The 17,772-nt window shown below is 67.5% G+C and carries 13 protein-coding genes; 9 read left to right on the forward strand and 4 right to left on the reverse strand.

All coding sequences use genetic code 11. The features are described from left to right. Positions 1-8: 8 nt before the first annotated feature. Both shc and J0A91_RS21655 read left to right on the forward strand, forming a co-directional pair. On the forward strand, positions 9-1,955 hold the full coding sequence (gene shc, locus J0A91_RS21650; RefSeq protein WP_069206635.1) for a squalene--hopene cyclase: 1,947 nt from the start codon (positions 9-11) through the stop codon (positions 1,953-1,955). After that, positions 1,952-2,623 carry a phosphorylase family protein gene (locus J0A91_RS21655; RefSeq protein ID WP_069206636.1) on the forward strand — a complete coding sequence of 224 codons (672 nt, stop codon included), beginning with the start codon at positions 1,952-1,954 and terminating at the stop codon, positions 2,621-2,623. Before shc ends, J0A91_RS21655 begins: the two co-directional genes overlap by 4 nt. Before the next feature lie 12 nt (positions 2,624-2,635). Here J0A91_RS21655 and hpnH read toward each other — a convergent pair whose 3' ends face one another. Next, positions 2,636-3,781 (reverse strand): adenosyl-hopene transferase HpnH, encoded by a 1,146-nt coding sequence (gene hpnH, locus J0A91_RS21660; protein WP_069206637.1) that lies wholly within the window; start codon positions 3,779-3,781, stop codon positions 2,636-2,638. Between the two features lie 12 nt (positions 3,782-3,793). After that, positions 3,794-4,780, reverse strand: a complete 987-nt coding sequence (gene ispH, locus J0A91_RS21665; protein WP_069206638.1) for a 4-hydroxy-3-methylbut-2-enyl diphosphate reductase — start codon at positions 4,778-4,780, stop codon at positions 3,794-3,796. 222 nt (positions 4,781-5,002) lie between these two features. Between ispH and J0A91_RS21670 the strand changes: the two genes are divergently transcribed. Both J0A91_RS21670 and J0A91_RS21675 read left to right on the forward strand, forming a co-directional pair. Continuing rightward, positions 5,003-5,608: an ABC transporter substrate-binding protein gene (locus tag J0A91_RS21670; protein WP_240502119.1), complete on the forward strand. Its 606-nt coding sequence runs from the start codon at positions 5,003-5,005 to the stop codon at positions 5,606-5,608. A 5-nt stretch (positions 5,609-5,613) separates the two neighbouring features. Then, complete coding sequence (locus J0A91_RS21675) at positions 5,614-6,657, forward strand: MlaA family lipoprotein (RefSeq protein ID WP_069206640.1); 1,044 nt, start codon at positions 5,614-5,616, stop codon at positions 6,655-6,657. 127 nt (positions 6,658-6,784) lie between these two features. Here J0A91_RS21675 and hpnN read toward each other — a convergent pair whose 3' ends face one another. Together hpnN and J0A91_RS21685 are read right to left on the reverse strand one after the other, a co-directional pair. Next, the gene (hpnN, locus tag J0A91_RS21680) at positions 6,785-9,382 is read right to left on the reverse strand and encodes a hopanoid transporter HpnN (protein ID WP_069206641.1); all 2,598 of its coding nucleotides are present in this window, start codon (positions 9,380-9,382) and stop codon (positions 6,785-6,787) included. Further along, the gene (locus tag J0A91_RS21685; protein ID WP_240502120.1) at positions 9,379-9,852 is read right to left on the reverse strand and encodes a DUF2141 domain-containing protein; all 474 of its coding nucleotides are present in this window, start codon (positions 9,850-9,852) and stop codon (positions 9,379-9,381) included. The genes hpnN and J0A91_RS21685 overlap by 4 nt, the downstream gene beginning before the upstream one ends. Before the next feature lie 15 nt (positions 9,853-9,867). On the opposite strand from J0A91_RS21685, the gene J0A91_RS25090 reads away from it, so the two are divergent. From J0A91_RS25090 to J0A91_RS21705, 5 genes are all read left to right on the forward strand, one after another. Next, positions 9,868-10,002 carry a hypothetical protein gene (locus J0A91_RS25090; RefSeq protein WP_276204593.1) on the forward strand — a complete coding sequence of 45 codons (135 nt, stop codon included), beginning with the start codon at positions 9,868-9,870 and terminating at the stop codon, positions 10,000-10,002. Between the two features lie 87 nt (positions 10,003-10,089). Further along, entirely contained in the window at positions 10,090-11,832 is a 1,743-nt protein-coding gene (locus J0A91_RS21690) for a non-ribosomal peptide synthetase (RefSeq protein WP_069206643.1), read from the forward strand. After that, entirely contained in the window at positions 11,832-13,052 is a 1,221-nt protein-coding gene (locus J0A91_RS21695; RefSeq protein WP_069206644.1) for a cytochrome P450, read from the forward strand. Before J0A91_RS21690 ends, J0A91_RS21695 begins: the two co-directional genes overlap by 1 nt. Next, positions 13,049-17,035, forward strand: coding sequence for a non-ribosomal peptide synthetase (locus J0A91_RS21700; RefSeq protein WP_069206645.1), 3,987 nt, complete (start codon positions 13,049-13,051; stop codon positions 17,033-17,035). Before J0A91_RS21695 ends, J0A91_RS21700 begins: the two co-directional genes overlap by 4 nt. Next, positions 17,004-17,711: a 4'-phosphopantetheinyl transferase family protein gene (locus J0A91_RS21705; protein ID WP_169833204.1), complete on the forward strand. Its 708-nt coding sequence runs from the start codon at positions 17,004-17,006 to the stop codon at positions 17,709-17,711. Before J0A91_RS21700 ends, J0A91_RS21705 begins: the two co-directional genes overlap by 32 nt. Positions 17,712-17,772: the final 61 nt, after the last annotated feature.

Genomic DNA, 17,772 nt, shown 5'->3' on the forward strand with positions numbered 1-17,772 from the left:
GCGCGACGATGGCTACACTGCTGGAAACCCCCGACCTCGTCGCGATCGCCGACGCCGCCACCACCCGCGCCGCCGCCGCGCTGGCCGATGCGCAGCGGCCAGACGGGCATTGGGTGTTCGAGCTTGAGGCGGATGCCACCATCCCGGCCGAATATGTGCTGCTGCGCCATTATCTCGGCGAGCCGCGTGCCGTTGAGCTGGAGGCGAAGATCGGGCGCTACCTGCGCCGCATCCAGGGCGCGCATCACGGCTGGCCGCTGTTCCACGGTGGCGCGTTCGACGTGAGCGCAAGCGTGAAGGCCTATTATGCGCTCAAGATGATCGGTGACGATATCGACTCGCCGCACATGGCGGCGGCGCGGCGCGCGATCCTCGCGGCGGGCGGCGCCGAGGCGGCGAACGTCTTCACGCGAATCCAGCTTGCCTTGTTTGGTGCCGGGCCGTGGAAAGCGGTGCCGACCTTGCCGGTCGAGCTGATCCTGCTGCCGCGCTGGTTCCCGGTGCATCTCTCGAAGATGTCGTACTGGGCGCGCACGGTGATCGTGCCGTTGCTGGTGCTGGCGGCGAAGCAGCCGGTGGCGCGCAACCCGCTCGGCATCACGGTGGATGAGCTTTACACCGGCCGGCCCAAGCCGCCCGAGAGCAAGGCCGCCGACACCAAGCGCGGCTGGACGATGTTCTTCAACGGGCTCGACGTGGTGCTGAAGGGCGTCGAGGGGCTGTGGCCGAAGCGGCTGCGCGCGCGGGCGATTCAGGCGTGCATCGACTTCACCGTCGAGCGGCTGAACGGCGAGGATGGCCTCGGCGCGATCTATCCCGCGATGGCGAACAGCGTGATGATGTTCGATTGCCTCGGTTATGCCGAGGACCATCCGCACCGGGCGATTGCGCGGCAATCGGTCGAGAACCTGCTCGTCGTGAAAGACGACGAGGCCTATTGCCAGCCCTGCGTCTCGCCGGTGTGGGACACCGCGCTCGCCGCGCACGCGATGCTGGAAGCGGGCGGCGCGGAGAATGAGGCGAGGGCCGATGCCGCGCTCGAATGGCTGCGGCCGTTGCAGGTGCTCGACGTGAAGGGCGACTGGGCCGAGCAGCGCCCCGATGTGCGCCCGGGCGGCTGGGCGTTCCAGTACAACAACGCGCATTACCCCGATCTCGACGATACCGCGGTGGTGGTGATGGCGATGGACCGCGCCGCGCCGCGTTCGGGCGCCGACTACCGCATGGCGGTGGAGCGCGCGGTCGAGTGGACGGTCGGGTTGCAGAGCAAGGGCGGCGGCTGGGGTGCGTTCGACGCCGACAACCATCACCATTATCTCAACAACATCCCCTTTGCCGATCATGGTGCGTTGCTCGATCCGGCGACCAGCGACGTGTCCGCGCGAGTCGTGTCGATGCTCGGGCAATTGGGAGAACCGCTCGACACGCCCCGGATGCGCGAGGCGATCGGCTTTCTCGAACGCGAACAGATGACGGACGGGAGCTGGTTCGGGCGCTGGGGGGTGAATTACATCTACGGCACCTGGTCGGTGCTGTGTGCTTTGAACGCCGCTGGCGTGGATTCGCAGTCGCCGATGGTGCGCAAGGCGGTGGCGTGGCTGGTCGCGATCCAGAACGCCGATGGCGGCTGGGGCGAGGATTGCGACAGCTACGACCTCGCCTACACGGGCCATACCCCTGCCCCTTCGACCGCGTCGCAAACCGGCTGGGCGTTGCTCGCGCTGATGGCGGCGGGCGAGGTCGATCATCCGGCGGTGGAGCGCGGTGTGCGGTATCTGGCCGAGACGCAAGCCGAGGACGGGCTGTGGGGGCAGGAAATGTACACCGGCGGCGGTTTCCCGCGCGTGTTCTACCTGCGCTATCACGGCTACCCGAAGTATTTCCCGCTGTGGGCGCTGGCGCGCTATCGCAATCTGAAACGCTCGAACGACCGGCGGGTTACGGTGGGGATGTGACCTTGCTCGTCGCCTGCGGGCTGACGCGCGAGGCGCGGATTTTCGCGGGTGCTGGTGTCGTGGCGGTCGCCGGGGGCGGTGATGTGGCGCGGCTTGAGGCCGGGCTTGAGGCGGCGATCGCGGCGGGCGGCGTGACCGCGATCCTGTCGGGCGGCATCGCCGGTGCGCTCGATCCGGCGCTCAGGCCGGGGGATGTGGTGATCGGCACGTTGTTCTCCCGCGAAAGCGGGAGTTCAGAGCAACAAGGCCAAGCGTTCGCGGCCCTGGACTCCCGCTTTCGCGGGAGAACAGCGGAGATATTCCCGAACGCGCATTTCGGCTGCATCGTCGGCAGCGACACGATCGTCGCCACGCTCGCCCAGAAGCGCGCGCTTTACGCAGCGACCGGAGCGCTCGCCGTGGATATGGAATCGCACATCGCCGCGCGCGTCGCCGCACGCCACGCCCTGCCCTTCGCGATCCTGCGCACGATTTCGGATGGGGCGGACCACGTGCTGCCGCCCGCCGCGCTGGTCGGCATGAAGCCCGATGGTGGGATGGCGCTCGGCGCGGTGCTCGCCTCGCTGGCGCGGCATCCGGCGCAATTGCCGGCGCTGATCCGCACCGGGTGCGATGCCGGGCGGGCGTTCAGCGCGCTGGAGCGGGCCTGGACCTCGGTCGAGATCTGACCCGCTCGTCGGTTACGCCGCCCGTTGCGTCCGCCGGAAGCCTTCCGGGTCCGCCGCCTTGATCTTGGCGAGTTCGCGTTCGACGTGAGTCGAATGCACGTCCTCGGCCGGGCGGGCGCGGGAGAGGTCGATGTCGGGGGCCATCGGGCCTTCGGTCCGCACGCCCTTGCGGCCGACGTTGAACATCGCGAGCGGGTTGCGGATCGATTCGCTCGCCGCGGTGCCCTCGAAGCCGCAATGGACCATGCAGTTCGAGCATTTCTCGTACTTGCCGACGCCGTACTGGTCCCAGTCGGTGCCCTCCATCAGTTCGGCGAACGTCGGCACATAGCCTTCGCCGACGAGGTAGCACGGCTTCTGCCAGCCGAAGACGGTGCGCAACGGCATCGACCAGGGCGTGCATTCGTAAGAGCGGTTGCCGGCGAGGAAATCGAGGAACAGCGGCGAGTTGGTGAAGGTCCACGCCTTGCCGCCGTTGCCGCGCCGGAACACGTCGCGGAAGAAGGTCTTGGTGCGTTCGCGAGTCAGGAAATGCTCCTGATCGGCGGCGCGCTCGTAGGAATAGCCGGGCGACAGCGTGATCTCGACGCCGCGCTTCTCCATCTCGTCGAAGAACGACGCCAGCCGAACCGGATCGGCGCCGTCGAACACGGTGCAATTGACCTGGACCCGGAAGCCCTTCGATTTGGCGAGTTCGATCGCCTCGATCGCGACCTCATAGGTGCCGTCCTGATCGACCGCGTGATCGTGCATGCCCTTGTCGCCATCGAGATGGATCGACCAGGTGAAGAAGTTCGACGGCTTGTACTGATCAATCTTCTTCTTGAGCAGCAGCGCATTGGTGCAGAGGATCACGAACTTCTTCTTCGCGATATAGCCCTCGACGATCTTGGGCATATCGCGGTGGAGCAAAGGCTCGCCGCCGGCGATCGACACGGCGGGGGCGCCGCATTCGTCGATCGCCTCCATGCACTGATCGTAGCTCAGCCGCTGGTTGAGGATCGCGTCGGGATAATCGATCTTGCCGCAGCCGGGACAGGCCAGATTGCAGCGCAACAGCGGTTCGAGCATCAGCACGAGCGGATATTTGCCGCCGCCGATATGCTTGCGCAGCGTGTAGCTGCCGATGCGGGCGAGCGCGGGAAGCGGAAGGCTCATGGTCTGTTCGTCCTAGTTCGCCATCGCGGGGCGGCTGGCGGCGGTCATCGGCCCTCTTAGCTCACGCGGCAGGGCAAATTCCAGTGTCTCTTCAATACCGTCGAGCTGGCTGACCTCGACCGGGCCGATCCGGCGCAGCGCGGCGATGACATCATCGACCAGCGCATCGGGTGCGGAAGCGCCGGCGGTGAGCCCGACCGTCTCTACCCCGTCGAACCAGGCGGGGTCGATCGCGCTGCCATCGGCGACGAGATAGCTCGGCAGCCCCTCGTCCACGCCGAGATCGCGCAGGCGGCTCGAATTGGAGCTGTTCGCCGCGCCCACCACGAGCAGCAGATCGGCGACCCGGCACAGGTCGCGCACCGCGGTCTGGCGGTTCTGCGTGGCATAGCAGATTTCCGACACGTCGGGGCCGATCAGGTTGCGGAAGCGCGCCTTCAATGCGGCGATGATCGAGCGCGTGTCGTCGACGCTGAGCGTCGTCTGGGTGATATAGGCGATCTCGCCGTCGTCGGGCAAATCGAGATCGGCGACTGCCGCTGCCGAGGAGACGAGATGCACGGGCGCATCGACCTGGCCGACCGTGCCGACCACTTCGGCATGGCCTTCGTGCCCGATCAGCACGAGCGCCCGGCCGGCCTGGGCATAGCGACGCCCCTGCACATGCACCTTGGTGACGAGCGGGCAGGTCGCGTCGAGCACGGGCAGACCGCGCGCGGCCGCCTCTTCCTCCACGGTGCGCGCGACGCCGTGCGCGCTGAACACCGTCATCGCGCCAGCCGGCACTTCCGACAGTTCCTCGACGAACACCGCGCCCTTGCGGCGCAGCGTATCTACGACATGCTTGTTGTGGACGATTTCGTGGCGCACGTAGACCGGCGCGCCGTAACGCTCGATCGCACGTTCGACGATCTCGATCGCCCGCACCACGCCCGCGCAAAATCCGCGCGGGTTCGCCAAGATCACGCGCAAGGCGCCGTCCTTTCCGAATTGGACCATTTCCTGCGACGAGACAGACGGTCTGAAATCCCGCATCGCCGCCCCTGTACGCTGCATATGCGAAGGGATGCCCGAAAAATGAAGCGGAAAAAGGGCAGACCCGTACCGATCGGTACTGAACTGTGCCCGTTCAGCCACGCGTCAGCGGTTTGTGCTTATCGACTGTGGTTGGTATCGGCCCACGGCGTCCCTATTTGACGGCCCAATATGATGGAGTATCGCATGATCCGCGTTTCCGGCCTGGCGGCGCTGCTGCTCGCAGCCTCGATCACTGCCCCCGCCACCGCGCAGACCAGCGATCCCGCTGGCGCGACCGTGCAGGCGCTAGACGACGGGCTGCTCGCGATCATGAAGGGCGGCAAGGCGCTCGGCGTGGCGGGGCGTTCGGCCAAAATCGCGCCTATCGTCGATCGCGCGTTCGACATTCCGCTGATGACCCGGCTGTCTGTCGGCCCCGCCTGGACGACGACCGCGCCGGCTGACCAGACCGCCTTGGTCGCCGCGATCCGCAAGCTGACGATCGCGCAATATGCCGGCAATTTCGATAGCTGGTCGGGCGAGAGCTTCAAGATCGCCCCGCAGGTCGAGACGCGCGGCACCGACAAATTGGTGCGCACGACATTGGTCGCGCCGAAGGGCGAACCGACCGCGATCGCCTATCGCCTGCGCCAGAGTGGCGGGCAGTGGAAGATCATCGACGTGTTCTACCAGAACTCGGTCAGCCAACTCGCCACGCGTCGCTCGGACTTCGCCGGCATTCTCGGCAAGGGCGGTGCCAAGGCGCTGGTGAAGCACCTCGACCAGCTCTCCGCCAAGGCGGCGAACTGATCCGCATGGGATTTTCCGGGGGCGCGAGCGCCTTGGCGCTCGCCGCATCGTTGATGACGCCAATCATGGCGAGCGCGCAGCAGCAAGCCGCGCCAGCGGGGGTCATCGCGCCCAAGCCGCTGTCGCCGACCGCGGTATCGCCTGCGGTGAAGGCGGCGCGGCCAGCGCATTTCCAGGGCGACCCGCTGGAGAACCTCAACCGCAAGCTGTTCTCGATCCATAATTTTTTCGAACGAATCCTCTTCCGGCCGGTCGCCATGGCGTACAAGGCGGTGGTTCCCAAGATCATCCGGGGCGGCATCCGTCACGTCTTCTCAAACATCGGCGAGCCGGTGGTGTTCGTGAACGACATGCTGCAATTGAAGCCCAAGCGGGCGGTGCGAACGGTGGCGCGCTTCGCGATCAACACGACGATCGGCGTCGGCGGGCTGGTCGATGTCGCCAAGACCGACGGATTCAAGCTGCCGCACCATTCCAACGGCTTCGGCAACACGCTGGGCCGCTACGGCGTCGGGCCGGGGCCGTATCTGTTCCTGCCGTTCCTCGGGCCAACCGACTTCCGTGACCTCGGCGCTGCGCCCGTCGACGGCGCGGTGCTGCCCGTCGCGATCGGTTTTCCGTTCAACCGCGTGGAATATCAGATCCCGCAGGGCGTGCTGGTTGGGTTGGACTTGCGCGCCGAGTCGGATGCCGACCTCAAGGCGCTGCTCGGCGGCGCGGTCGACCCATATGCGACGCTGCGATCAGCCTTTTTGCAGACGCGCGCGGCGGAGGTCTACGCGCTTCGACACGGTGGCGGGGCAAGCGCCAGCCCGCTCGACGATCCGCTGGCCGATCCAGCGGCCGGCGGCGGGACGTTCCCGGAGATGATCGATCCGCTGACCGATCCGGCGGCGCCGGTCGGGCAAGCGGCGCCGTCCCCGGCGTTGAGCGATCCGCTGGTCGATCCCGCCGCGCCTTCGGCCGCCCCGCCATCCTCTACCCCGGATGCGAAGCCGGCTGCGCCGGAGTTGAGCGATCCGTTGGCCGACCCGGCGAGCAAGCCCTAAGCCCCGCTCCATCGCCGCAGCGCAAGCTGGGGTCTCTCGGTGAGACGCGAAACACTCGCCCGGCCTCAAGAGACTCCAGCTTGCGCTGGAGTGACGATTGGCGGGAGGAGCGCCTTTTCAGCCGCCGTTACGCCTTTTCCGTCTTCCTCGGCGGGCCGAGCAACGCCGGCTCGAAGATCAGCGCGCATACCAGAGTCCATGCCAGCGAGATCATCAGGATCTTGCCCATGCTCGCGGTGCCGGGATGGTGCGACAGCCACAGGCTGCCGAACGCGCTGCCGGTGGCGAGCGCGCTGAACAGCACCGCGCGCGCCAAGCTCGATTGCAGCAGGTCGGTCGCCCCTGCCCGCCATGCCATCACGAAATAGATGTGGAAGGCGACGCCGACGCCGAACAGCAGCGGGAAGGCGATGATGTTGGCGAAGTTGATCGGCTGGCCGATCAGCACGCAACTGCCCAGCGTCAGGAAGCCCGACAGCACCACCGGCGCGAGCGTAAACGCGACTTCGCGGGCATCGCGCAACACGATGAACAGCAAGCCGCTGATGAGCACCAGCGCGAGCACGCCCGCCTCGATGAACGCCCAGGCGATCGTGCCCGCCGCCTCCTGAGTTGCGACCGGCAGGCCGGAGGCATCGGGCGCGACCGTGCGCACCGCCTTGGTGAAACGGCGCAGCACCGCATTGTCGTTGCTGTCGCCGCGCGGGAAGACCTGGATCAGCGCGCGGCCATCCTTGGCGACCCAATTGCCGGCGATTTCGGGCGGCAAGGTCGTGCGCGTGACGGGTTCGGCCTGCAGCGTCGCGCGGACCTGATCGAGCATTACGCCGAGCGGGGTCACCAGCACGTCATGCGCGCGCGCGCGGATTTGCGGCGACGCCGAGGCGAGCCGCGCGAACAGAGTGGCGAGTCGGCGCGCGTCCTGCGCGGGTTTGTCAGCCACGCTCCCGGCGACCTTGCGGAGTTGCGCGGCGGTGGCGTTGAGCGCGGCGACGTTCTCCGCATCCGAGGGCGTGGCCGCCATATCGAACGGGTTGATCGTCGCGTCGAGCAGCAACGATGCGTCCTGAAGCAGCGCGAGTTTCTGCGGCTGATCCTCAGGCACGAAGCCATCGACCGTCACCGCCGCGTCGACTTCGGGCAGCTTGGCGAGTCGCGTCGCCAGCGTCTTCGCCGCGTCAGCGTTAGGGGCGAGCAGGTTGATCGTATTGGGGGTGCGCAGCGGATCGTGCATCAGATCGGCGAGCGCGCGCATCGCCGGACCGTTGGGGTTGCGCAGGTGGAGCGGGTTGAAGTCGAACCGAACGAACGGCAGCAGTGCGATGCTGACCAGCATCGACAGCGCGAACGCCCATAAGACCGCCTTGCGATGCGTGTGCAGCCAGCGATCGAGCGGCGCGGCCTCCCGGAACCCAACCTCTCGGCGTGGGGTGCCCGGCTTGAACAGGGTGAGCAGCGCGGGCAGCAGGGTGATCGACAGCAGCAGCGCGATGACCATGCCGATGCCGGCGATGATGCCGAGTTCGGAGATGCCGATATAGTCGGTCGGCAGGAACGCGCCGAAGCCGAGGAACACCGCGCCCGCCGCCAACGCCAGCGGCGCGGACAAAGCGGTCGCCGCGCGGCGCAGCGCCTCGGGCGTGGCGTGGCCGTCGAGCCGCTCGGCATTGTAGCGCACGCTGATCTGGATGCCGAAATCGACCCCCAGCCCGACGAACAGCGGGATGAACGCGACCGAGATCAGATTGAGCGTGTGGACCGCGAGCATACCGGCGGCGGTGGTGATGACGAGACCCGCGATGATGGTGACGACGATCGCCGCGACGATCTTCGCCGATCGCGTCGCCAGCCACAGCGTGACCAGCATCGCCAGCGCCATGATGAGGCCGACGATACCGATATTCTCTTCGAGCGTGGCGAACTCCTCGTCGGCGAGCGGCACCTCGCCGGTGGTCCGCACCGAGACGCCGTGCGCCGCGTCGAGCCCGAGCTTCGCCGCCTGCTGGTCGATCGCCGCGACGGCATCCTCGCCGGGCTGGAGCGCGCCGTAATCGAGCTTGGGCTGGGCGAGGATCAGGCGGCGACGCGGCGGCGCCTGGCCGCTGCCGGGCGCAGCCATGAGCTCCTGCCACGAGAAATAGGCGGGCTTGCCGGCGAGCGTCGTGTCGAGCGCATCGCCGAGCGAACGCATCGGCGTATCGAAATCGGCGAGTTTGGCGGCACCCTGCTCCACCCCCATCAGCGCAGTGCCGAACGCACCGGCGATGCCGCGCAGCGACGGATCGCGCGCGAGCGGACCGAGCAGGGGCTGGGCTTTGATGAGCGCATCGGTCGCGTTTTTGACCTCGGCGACCGAGCCGAACATCAGCCCCTGTTTGGCGAAGTATGCGCCGCCGTCGGGACGTTCGGCGCGGCGGAAGTGTTTGGTGTCTGCGGCGAGCGCGTCGGTGAGTTTGGCGGCACCGGCTTCGGCGAGTTCGGGGGTTTTGCCGTCGACGATGACGAGCAGCACGTCGGTGAGGTTCGGGAACGCCGTCTCGACCGCTTTCTCGTTCTGCCGCCACGCGACCTTGGGTGAGATCAGCGCCGCGGTGTCGGTGGTCATCGAGAAGCTGGTCGCCGCATAAGCGAGCGCGACGCCGGTCAGCGCGAGGCACGCCAGCACGGCCAGCACCGGACGACGCACGCTGGCCGCAACCAGCCGCAGGATCAGGGTGGCGATCAACGCTTCGCGTCGCCGCCGAGGAAATAGCGCAGGTTGAACCTGATCGTCTGTTCACCGCCGGTCATATCGAACATCGCATCCGTCCATTTCGGCGGACCAAGCTTGATCCGCGCATCGTTCGAAAAGCCGACGCCTTCCTTGGGAATGCCGAACAACGCCTGATCGACCTTGCCGTTGCCATTCTCGTCGAGAAAAGCCTGAACCGCATAGCGGCCCGGCGGCAGGCCGGTGACCGACACGGTCGTGACGCCAACCCGCGCGGGCGCATCGGCGGAGATCGGGCAGTCCTTGAGGAACTGCGCCTGCGTGCAGACGTCGATATGGACGCGGCCGTGCGCGGTGCGGACGTTGCCGATCTCGACGTGCAAGGTGCCCGTGCCAGCCGCGCCGCCGGCCAGCGCCGGCGCGGTGGCCATCGCCCATACCGCCAGACCTGCCCACGCGCGCACTGTGCCGAAACCCGAAGTCACGTTCGATCCTGTTCCATGATCCGCATTGAAGCGGACGCCTTTCGCGCTGCGGCGATGAATGCGGCGTGTATCGAGACGGCTGGCGCGGTCCAGCGTTTTCCGTCCGATCTGGCCAGAATCCGCGAAGATCGGGGCCGCGAGAGGGCATGACGCTGCCGTTCGATTGTCAAAGCGTGGGGGTGATTAAGGGATAACTCACCTTTTTTTGGTTTGGTGCGCGCAACTGGGGAGATACCAATGCGCGACCTGCCGGCGACGACTACCTTGTCGCACCCTATCAGCCTGCGAATCCGTGAGATCGTGCGGGACGCTGGCCCCGCCGTGGCGATCGAGTCGGGTGGCATGTCGCTGAGCTATGCCGACCTTGATGCACGCGCCGCCGCGCTGGCCGGAGCGCTCGCCGTGCGCGGCGTGACGCCGGGCGCGACCGTCGCGGTGGGCCTGCCGCGTTCGGCCGAGCAGATCGTCGCGCTGCTCGCGGTGTGGTATGCGGGCGCCGCCTATCTGCCGCTCGATCCGGCGTGGCCCGAGGCGCGACTGGAGTCGTTCGTCGAACGCGCCGGATGTGCGGCGGTGATCGCGCCGCGCGGTTCGGGCCTAGGCACGGTGGCGCCGGACGATCGCGGTGACTTCGTTGAGGTCGCGGCGGGTGATCTCGCCTACGTCATCTTCACCTCGGGTTCGACCGGCGAGCCCAAGGCGGTCGAGGTCGGGCACGACAATCTCGCCGCTTTGGTCGATTGGCATCTCGACGCGTTCGCGGTCGGTGCGGGCACGCGCAGCGCGCACCTCGCCGGGCTGGGCTTCGACGCGGCGGCGTGGGAGGTGTGGCCGACGCTGGCGGCGGGCGGCACGCTCTGCCTCGCCGACGATGCGGTGCGACTCGATCCTGTCGCGTTGCGCGACTGGCTGGTGCGTGAGCGCATCGACGTGGCGTTCGCGCCGACCGCGCTGGCCGAGCCGCTCGTCACGATGGACTGGCCGGCGGACGCCCGCTTGCGCGTGCTGCTCACCGGCGCGGACAAGCTGACGGTGCGGCCCAGGCCGGGCCAGCCGTTCGTCTTCGTCAACAATTACGGCCCGACCGAATGCACCGTCGTCGCGACATCGGGCGTGGTCGCGGCGGAGGGCAGCGCGCTGCCGTCGATCGGCACGGCGATCAGCGGCACGACGATCCATCTGCTCGATCCGGGCGGCGACGACGTGATGCGCGGTGCGCCCGGCGAAGTGTACATCGGCGGTGCGCAGGTCGCGCGCGGCTATCGTGGCGATCCGGCGCTGACCGAGGCGCGCTTCGTCTCGCATCCGAAGTACGGTCGGCTCTATCGCACCGGCGACCTCGCGCTGCGGCTGGAGGATGGCGACTATGCTTTCCTCGGTCGTGTCGACGGACAGGTGAAGGTGCGCGGGCACCGCATCGAACCGGCCGAAGTCGCCGCGGCGCTCAACCGCCTGCCCGAGATCGCGGCGAGCCATGTGCTGGTGCGCGACGGCGATCTGGTCGCTTATGTCACGCTGAACGGCGAGGCTACCGCCGGTGCGCTCCGCGCCGCGCTCGGGGAGATTTTGCCCGATTATATGGTGCCGGCGCATTTCGCGCGGCTCGACGCGATGCCGCTCACCGCGAATGGCAAGATCGACGTGCGCGCGCTGCCTGATCCGGCCAGTGTTGCGATGGCGGAAAGCACCGGCGCGCGCGCACCGGCCACGCCGACCGAACTGCGGCTGTTCGAGATCGTCAGCGACGTGCTCGGCCACCGCGATTTCGGGGTGGACGACGATTTCTTCCTGCTCGGCGGACATTCGCTGCTCGGCACGCAGGTCATCATCCGCGCGCGTGATGCGTTCGGGATCGATCTGTCGCTGTTCCATCTGTTCGAGGCGGCGACCGTCGCCAAGCTGGCCGAGGTGGTCGAGACGCTGATCTTCGCGAAAATCGAAGCGATGAGCGATGCCGACATCGAGAGGCTGTCGGCATAATGGCGACCCGCCCCGTCTCCGACCCCTCACTCAGCCTGTTCCGGCTGCTCGATCCAACCGTACTGGCTGATCCCTATCCGCTCTACGCGCGGCTGCGCAGCGAAGACCCGGTCTATTGGGATCCGTATCTGCATAGCTGGGTGGTGACGCGCTACAGCGACGTCCATGCCGTGCTGCACCGCTTCTCGGCGGATCGTACCCCCTCGCCCGACCTGATGCGCTCGCTCGGCCTCGGCTCGATCGAGCCGATCGCGGCAGTGATGGTCAAGCAGATGCTGTTCCTCGATCCGCCCAACCACACGATCCTGCGCAAGCTCTGCTCGACCGCGTTCACACCGCGCCGGGTGGAGGCGCTGGAGGAACGCGTGGTGTCGGTCGCCAACCGGCTGATCGACGCCGCGCTCGCCAAGGGCGAAATGGACGTGATGGCGGATTTCGCCGAACCGTTCCCCTCGATCGTGTTCGCGCATCTGATGGGTGTGCCCGAGGAGGATCATGCGCAGCTCAAGAAATGGTCGGCCGATTACGCGCAGATGCTCGGCAATTTCTCGCACAACCCGGACGGGATCGCGCAGGTGCTGAAAAGTACCGCCGACATGATCGCCTATTTCCAGCATGCCATCCACAGCGGCTCGCTCAAGGACGGTCTCGTCAAATCGCTGGTCGAGGCCGAGATCGACGGCCAGAAACTGACCGAGGAAGAGGTGATCGCCAATGCCATCGTCACGATGGTGGGCGGACAGGAAACCACCACCAATCTGATCGGCTGCGGGCTGCTGACGCTGTTGCGCCAGCCCGATAAGCTCGCCGAGCTGCGCGACCGGCCCGAGATCATGGAGAGCGCGATCGAGGAACTGCTGCGCTACGAAAGCCCGTCGCAGCACACCTCGCGCATCGCCACCGAGGATACGCTGATGGGCGGCAAGCTCATCAAGAAGGGTACGCCGGTGATGGCGGTGATGGCCGCCGCCAACCGCGACCCCGAACGCTTCGCCGATCCCGACGCGCTCGATTTCGAGCGCGCGGACAATCGCCACATGGCGTTCGGCTGGGCGGCGCATTTCTGTTTCGGCGCGCCACTCGCCCGGATGGAGGGGCGAATCGCGTTCCGCCTGCTGCTCGACCGGCTCAAGGCCCTCTCCTTGCCTGAGCAAAAGCTCGAATGGCGCGAGAATCTCGGCCTGCGCGGCCTCAAGGCTTTACGGGTGACCTTCGCATGAACATGCCTGCCAAGATCGACGCTACTCAGGCGCGTCGCGACCTGCTCGCCAGGATGCTCGCCGGCAATGCCGCGACCGCGGCATCCGTCCCCGAGCCGATCCGCCCGCGCGACCCGGCGCGTACCATCCCGCTCACCGCCGAGCAGAACCAGCTCTGGCTGCACGCGCAGATGGCGCCGGAGATGCCGCTCTACAACGAGTCGATCACGATCCACCGGCTCGGCCGCTACGATCATGCCGCGATGGAGCGCGCGCTGACCGAGATCGTGCGCCGCCACGCGATCTGGCGCTCGGCGATAGTCGAGGTCGATGGCGATTATGTCATGCAGGTCGCGCCCTCGACGCCGATCTCGCTGGCGATCATCGACATCAGCCATGTCCCGCAAGCCGATCGCGAAGCCGAGGCGGTTCGGCTCGCCACCGAAGATGCGCGCGCGCCGATCGCGCCGGACGTGGCGCCGCTGTTCCGCGCCCGCGTCGTCAAGCTGGGCGATCAGGAGCATCGGCTGTACCTGACGCTTCACCATGTCATTTTCGACGGCGTCTCGATCTACAAGACGTTGGTGCCCGAACTGGCGGCACTGGTCGATGCGTATGAGGCGGGCAAGCCCTCGCCGCTGCCCGAGCCGGCGCTGCAATATGCCGATTACGCCGTATGGCAGGCCGACCGCGAGCAGGGCGACGAATATCGCCGCCAGCTCGATTTCTGGCGCGGCCAGCTCGCCGCGCCGATCCCGCGCCTCGAAGTGGTCGGCGACCGCCCGCGCGCCGCGCTGCCGACGCATGCCGGTTCGATGGAGGTGTTCGAGCTCGACACGCCGCTGGTCGAGCGGCTCAAGGCGATCGCGCGCGCCGAGAACGCGACGCTCTATTCGGTGCTGCTCGCCGGCTACAAGGCGATGCTGTTCCGCTATACCGGCGACGAGGACATCATCGTCGGCGGCGTCACCGACACGCGGCGGCGGCCCGAACTCCAGCCGCTGATGGGCTATTTCCTCAACACGATGGCGATCCGCAGCCGTCCGCTGGGGGGCACGCCGTTCCGCGACTATCTGGCCGAGGTGAAGCGCAGCGTGATCGGCGCGCTCGGCGCGAGCGACATTCCGTTCGACAAGCTGGTCCGCGCGCTCGACATCAAGCGCGGCACCGGCACGCATCCGCTGTTCAACACGTTGTTCTCGATCGAGCCGCCGGTCGATCCGTTCCCGGCGGGCTGGGATCTGACGCAGATGGACGTGACCGTCGGCGCGGCGAAATACGATCTGTACCTCGAACTCGACGAGCGGCCCGAGGGCGGTATGGCCGGCCGCTTCCTCTATTCGAGCGAATTGTTCGACGCGTCCACGATCCGCCGCATGGCCGACCATTGGGTGCGGCTGCTCGAGGGCGTCGCCGCCGATCCGGGGACACCGCTGGCCAAGCTGCCGATGCTGGCTGCGGACGAGCAGGACCGGCTCGCCGCCGAATGGAACCAGACGACTCGCGAACTACCCTATGCGAGCGTGGTCGATTGGGTGGCGGCGAAGGCCGCCGCCGAACCGGATAGTGTGGTGATCGAGCAATCCGGCGAGGGCTGGACCTATGCCGAACTTGCGCATTCCGCCGATGCGATCGCCGCCGAACTGGTGTCGCGCGGCGTCGGGCCGGGCGCTTTGGTCGGGCTGTCGCTCGAACGCACGCCGTATATGATCGCGGCGATGCTCGGCGTGGTGAAGGCGGGCGCAGCATATCTGCCGCTCGACCCCAGCTTCCCGCAAGCGCGGCTGGCGATGATCGTCGAGAGCGCGGAGCCGGTGCTGATCCTCGTCGAACCCACCACCGAACACGCGCTGCCGCAGGACGCCGCGCCGCTGGTACGGCTCGACCGGCACTGGCCGCACCGCGCGTTCACGGCGCCTGCGATCGATCCCGAAGCGCCAGCTTATGTGCTGTACACGTCGGGCTCCACTGGAAAGCCCAAGGGCGTCGAGATCCCGCACGCGGCTTTGGTCAACTTCCTCGTCGGCATGGAGGACAGCCTTGGGCTTGCGCCGCGCCAGTCGATCCTCGCGATCACGACGCTGTCGTTCGATATCGCCGAGCTGGAAATCTGGCTGCCGCTGGTGACGGGCGGCAAGGTCCATCTCGCCACGCGCGAGACCGCGACCGACATGATCGCGCTGGCCGAGGATGTCGCTCGGCTCAAGCCCGATATCCTTCAGGCGACTCCGGCGACGTGGCGCGGCCTGATCGAAGCGGGCTGGGAAGGCTCGCCCGCCCTCATTGCTCTGTGCGGCGGCGAGAAGCTGCCACGCGCACTTGCCGATCAGGTGCTGCCGCGGGTGGGCACGCTCTGGAACATGTACGGCCCGACCGAGACGACGATCTGGTCGACCGTCGCCAAGGTCGAGCAAGGCCCGATCACGATCGGTCGCCCGATCGCCAACACGACGATCCGCATCCTCGACAGCCACTGCAACGATCGCCCGGTCGGCGCGGTCGGCGAATTGTGCATCGGCGGGCGCGGCGTCGCGATCGGCTATCGCGGGCGACCCGACCTGACCGAAGCCAAGTTCATCGAGCATGATGGCGAACGGCTGTACAAGACCGGCGATCTTGCGCGCTGGCGGCCCGACGGGATGCTCGAATGCCTCGGCCGCACCGATCATGAGGAGAAGATCCGCGGCTTCCGCGTCGCGATCGAGGAAGTCGAGGGCGCACTCGCGGCGCTGCCCGGCGTTTCGGCGGCGGTGGTGAAGGCGTGGCCCGACCCGAGCGGCGAACGCGCGCTGGTCGGCTATCTGGTCGGCACCGGCGAGATCGCGGAATGGCGCGAACTGCTCGGCGCCACCCTGCCCGATTACATGATCCCGACGCGGTTCGTGGTGCTCGACGAACTGCCGCAGACGCCCAACGGCAAGATCGATCGCAACGCGCTGCCGGAACCGGGCAAAGCCTCGATCACGGACGACGCGCCGCTGGAAACGCCCGAGCAAACGAAGCTCGCCGCGATCTGGAGCGACGTGCTCAAGGCGGAGGTGACGTCACGCAACGCCGATTTCTTCGATCTCGGCGGGCATTCGCTGCTGATCGCGCGGCTGATCCGGCGGATCGCCAAGGATTATGGCGTCAAGCTGCCGATGGCGGCGCTGTTCCAGGCGCCGCGTCTTGCCGACATGGCCGAGATCATCTCGGGCGGCAAAGGCATCGAGAACCCGGCCGTCGCACAGATCCAGCCGAACGGATCGCAACCGCCGATCCTCTGGCTCGACGGCGGCTCGACCTTCCGCCCGCTCGCCGAGCGGCTCGGCCACGACCAGCCGTTCTACGGCATCTCGACCGCCGCGATCATCGAGGCGGCGGGTGGCACGCCAAGCAAGGATTTCCGCAAGACCGCCGATCTCATCATCGCCACGCTGCGCCAGATCCAGCCGAACGGGCCGTACCGGATCGGCGGCTGGTGTACCTCGGGAATCCTCGCCTACGCCGTCGCGACTCAACTCGAGGCGGCGGGCGACGAGGTGCGATTGCTGATGCTCGCGCATCCATTCCATCCGGTGCGTGCGCGCCAGATCGGGGCGGCGCGGTTCTTCCTCAGCAAGTTCAAATATCACCTCGACAAGACGTTCGCGCAGCCCAAGGGCAAGCGCTGGCACTATTTCGTCGATCGCTTGCGCGGCCTCTCCGACGCGGCGGCGCTGGCGGGTGGGCGCGAGGCGGTGTTGCAGCCCAAGATCCAGTCGCGGCTCGATTATGCCGCGAGCCACTACACGCCGCCCGCATATGACGGCGACGTGATCCTGTTCCAGCCCGACGACCATCCCGGCGTGCTCGATTTCGTCGAGGATTGGCGCGCGCAGGTGCGTGGGCAGTTCGACGCGCACATCATCCCCGGCGGGCACCGCACGATGCTCGAACCGCCCAATGTCGATATGTTCGCCGATCTGCTGCGCGCGCGGCTGGCGCGGGCGAATGCCGAGGCGGCGTTCCAGCGCAGCGCCTGATCGGGTGGCGGCGGCCGATCTTCACTTCGGCAGCCTTGATGTCGGCGAGGACGAGGTTGGGCGGCTGGCGGAGGTGCTTGATCCGGCCGAGCGGGCACGCGCGGCACGCTTCGCCTTCGCGCGCGACCGGCGCCGCTTCATCGTGCGGCGCGCGCGGTTGCGCGAGACGTTGGCAGCGATGACCGGGGTCGCGGCGGAGCGGCTCGTCTTCCGCGCGAACGCTTATGGCAAGCCGGCGCTGGCGGGCGGGCCGCAGTTCAGCGCCTCGCACTCGCATGAGTTGTGGGTGGTGGCGGTGTCTGATCGCGAATTGGGCGTGGATGTGGAATATCGCCAGCCCGGCATCGACTGGCGCGATCTCGCGGCGGGGCTGTTCGGGGCGGACGAATGCGCCGCGCTCGATGCGCTCACGAAGGATGACGCGGTGCGCGGCTTCTTCGATTGCTGGGCGCGCAAGGAGGCGTTCGTCAAGGCGATCGGGATGGGGCTGGCGTATCCGCTCGATGCGTTCGCTGTCTCGGTGACGCCCGAGGCGCGGTTGCTCTCGGGGGCGGACGGGTGGCGCATCGCTGGCTTTGCGTTGGCGGAAGGCTATTCGGGCGCGCTGGTGATTGCGGAGGACGGCGGGCCGATCGGAATCGCGACAAACCCGTCCCTACACCTACGTTCGCCCTGAGCCCGTCGAAGGGCGTGCCACAAGCCCCGCGCTCTGCGCACGTGCTTCGACAAGCTCAGCA

The sequence above is a fragment of the Sphingomonas panacis genome, from assembly GCF_001717955.1.
GTDB lineage: Bacteria > Pseudomonadota > Alphaproteobacteria > Sphingomonadales > Sphingomonadaceae > Sphingomonas > Sphingomonas panacis.

What these genes read in the sequence shown, in the direction of transcription:
- shc (WP_069206635.1), top strand. Translation starts at nt 9, where the DNA reads ATGGCTACACTGCTGGAAACCCCCGACCTCGTCGCGATCGCCGACGCC.
- hpnH (WP_069206637.1), bottom strand. Translation starts at nt 3,781, where the DNA reads ATGAGCCTTCCGCTTCCCGCGCTCGCCCGCATCGGCAGCTACACGCTG.
- ispH (WP_069206638.1), bottom strand. Translation starts at nt 4,780, where the DNA reads ATGGTCCAATTCGGAAAGGACGGCGCCTTGCGCGTGATCTTGGCGAAC.
- J0A91_RS21670 (WP_240502119.1), top strand. Translation starts at nt 5,003, where the DNA reads ATGATCCGCGTTTCCGGCCTGGCGGCGCTGCTGCTCGCAGCCTCGATC.
- J0A91_RS21675 (WP_069206640.1), top strand. Translation starts at nt 5,614, where the DNA reads ATGGGATTTTCCGGGGGCGCGAGCGCCTTGGCGCTCGCCGCATCGTTG.
- J0A91_RS25090 (WP_276204593.1), top strand. Translation starts at nt 9,868, where the DNA reads ATGATCCGCATTGAAGCGGACGCCTTTCGCGCTGCGGCGATGAATGCG.
- J0A91_RS21690 (WP_069206643.1), top strand. Translation starts at nt 10,090, where the DNA reads ATGCGCGACCTGCCGGCGACGACTACCTTGTCGCACCCTATCAGCCTG.
- J0A91_RS21695 (WP_069206644.1), top strand. Translation starts at nt 11,832, where the DNA reads ATGGCGACCCGCCCCGTCTCCGACCCCTCACTCAGCCTGTTCCGGCTG.
- J0A91_RS21700 (WP_069206645.1), top strand. Translation starts at nt 13,049, where the DNA reads ATGAACATGCCTGCCAAGATCGACGCTACTCAGGCGCGTCGCGACCTG.
- J0A91_RS21705 (WP_169833204.1), top strand. Translation starts at nt 17,004, where the DNA reads ATGCCGAGGCGGCGTTCCAGCGCAGCGCCTGATCGGGTGGCGGCGGCC.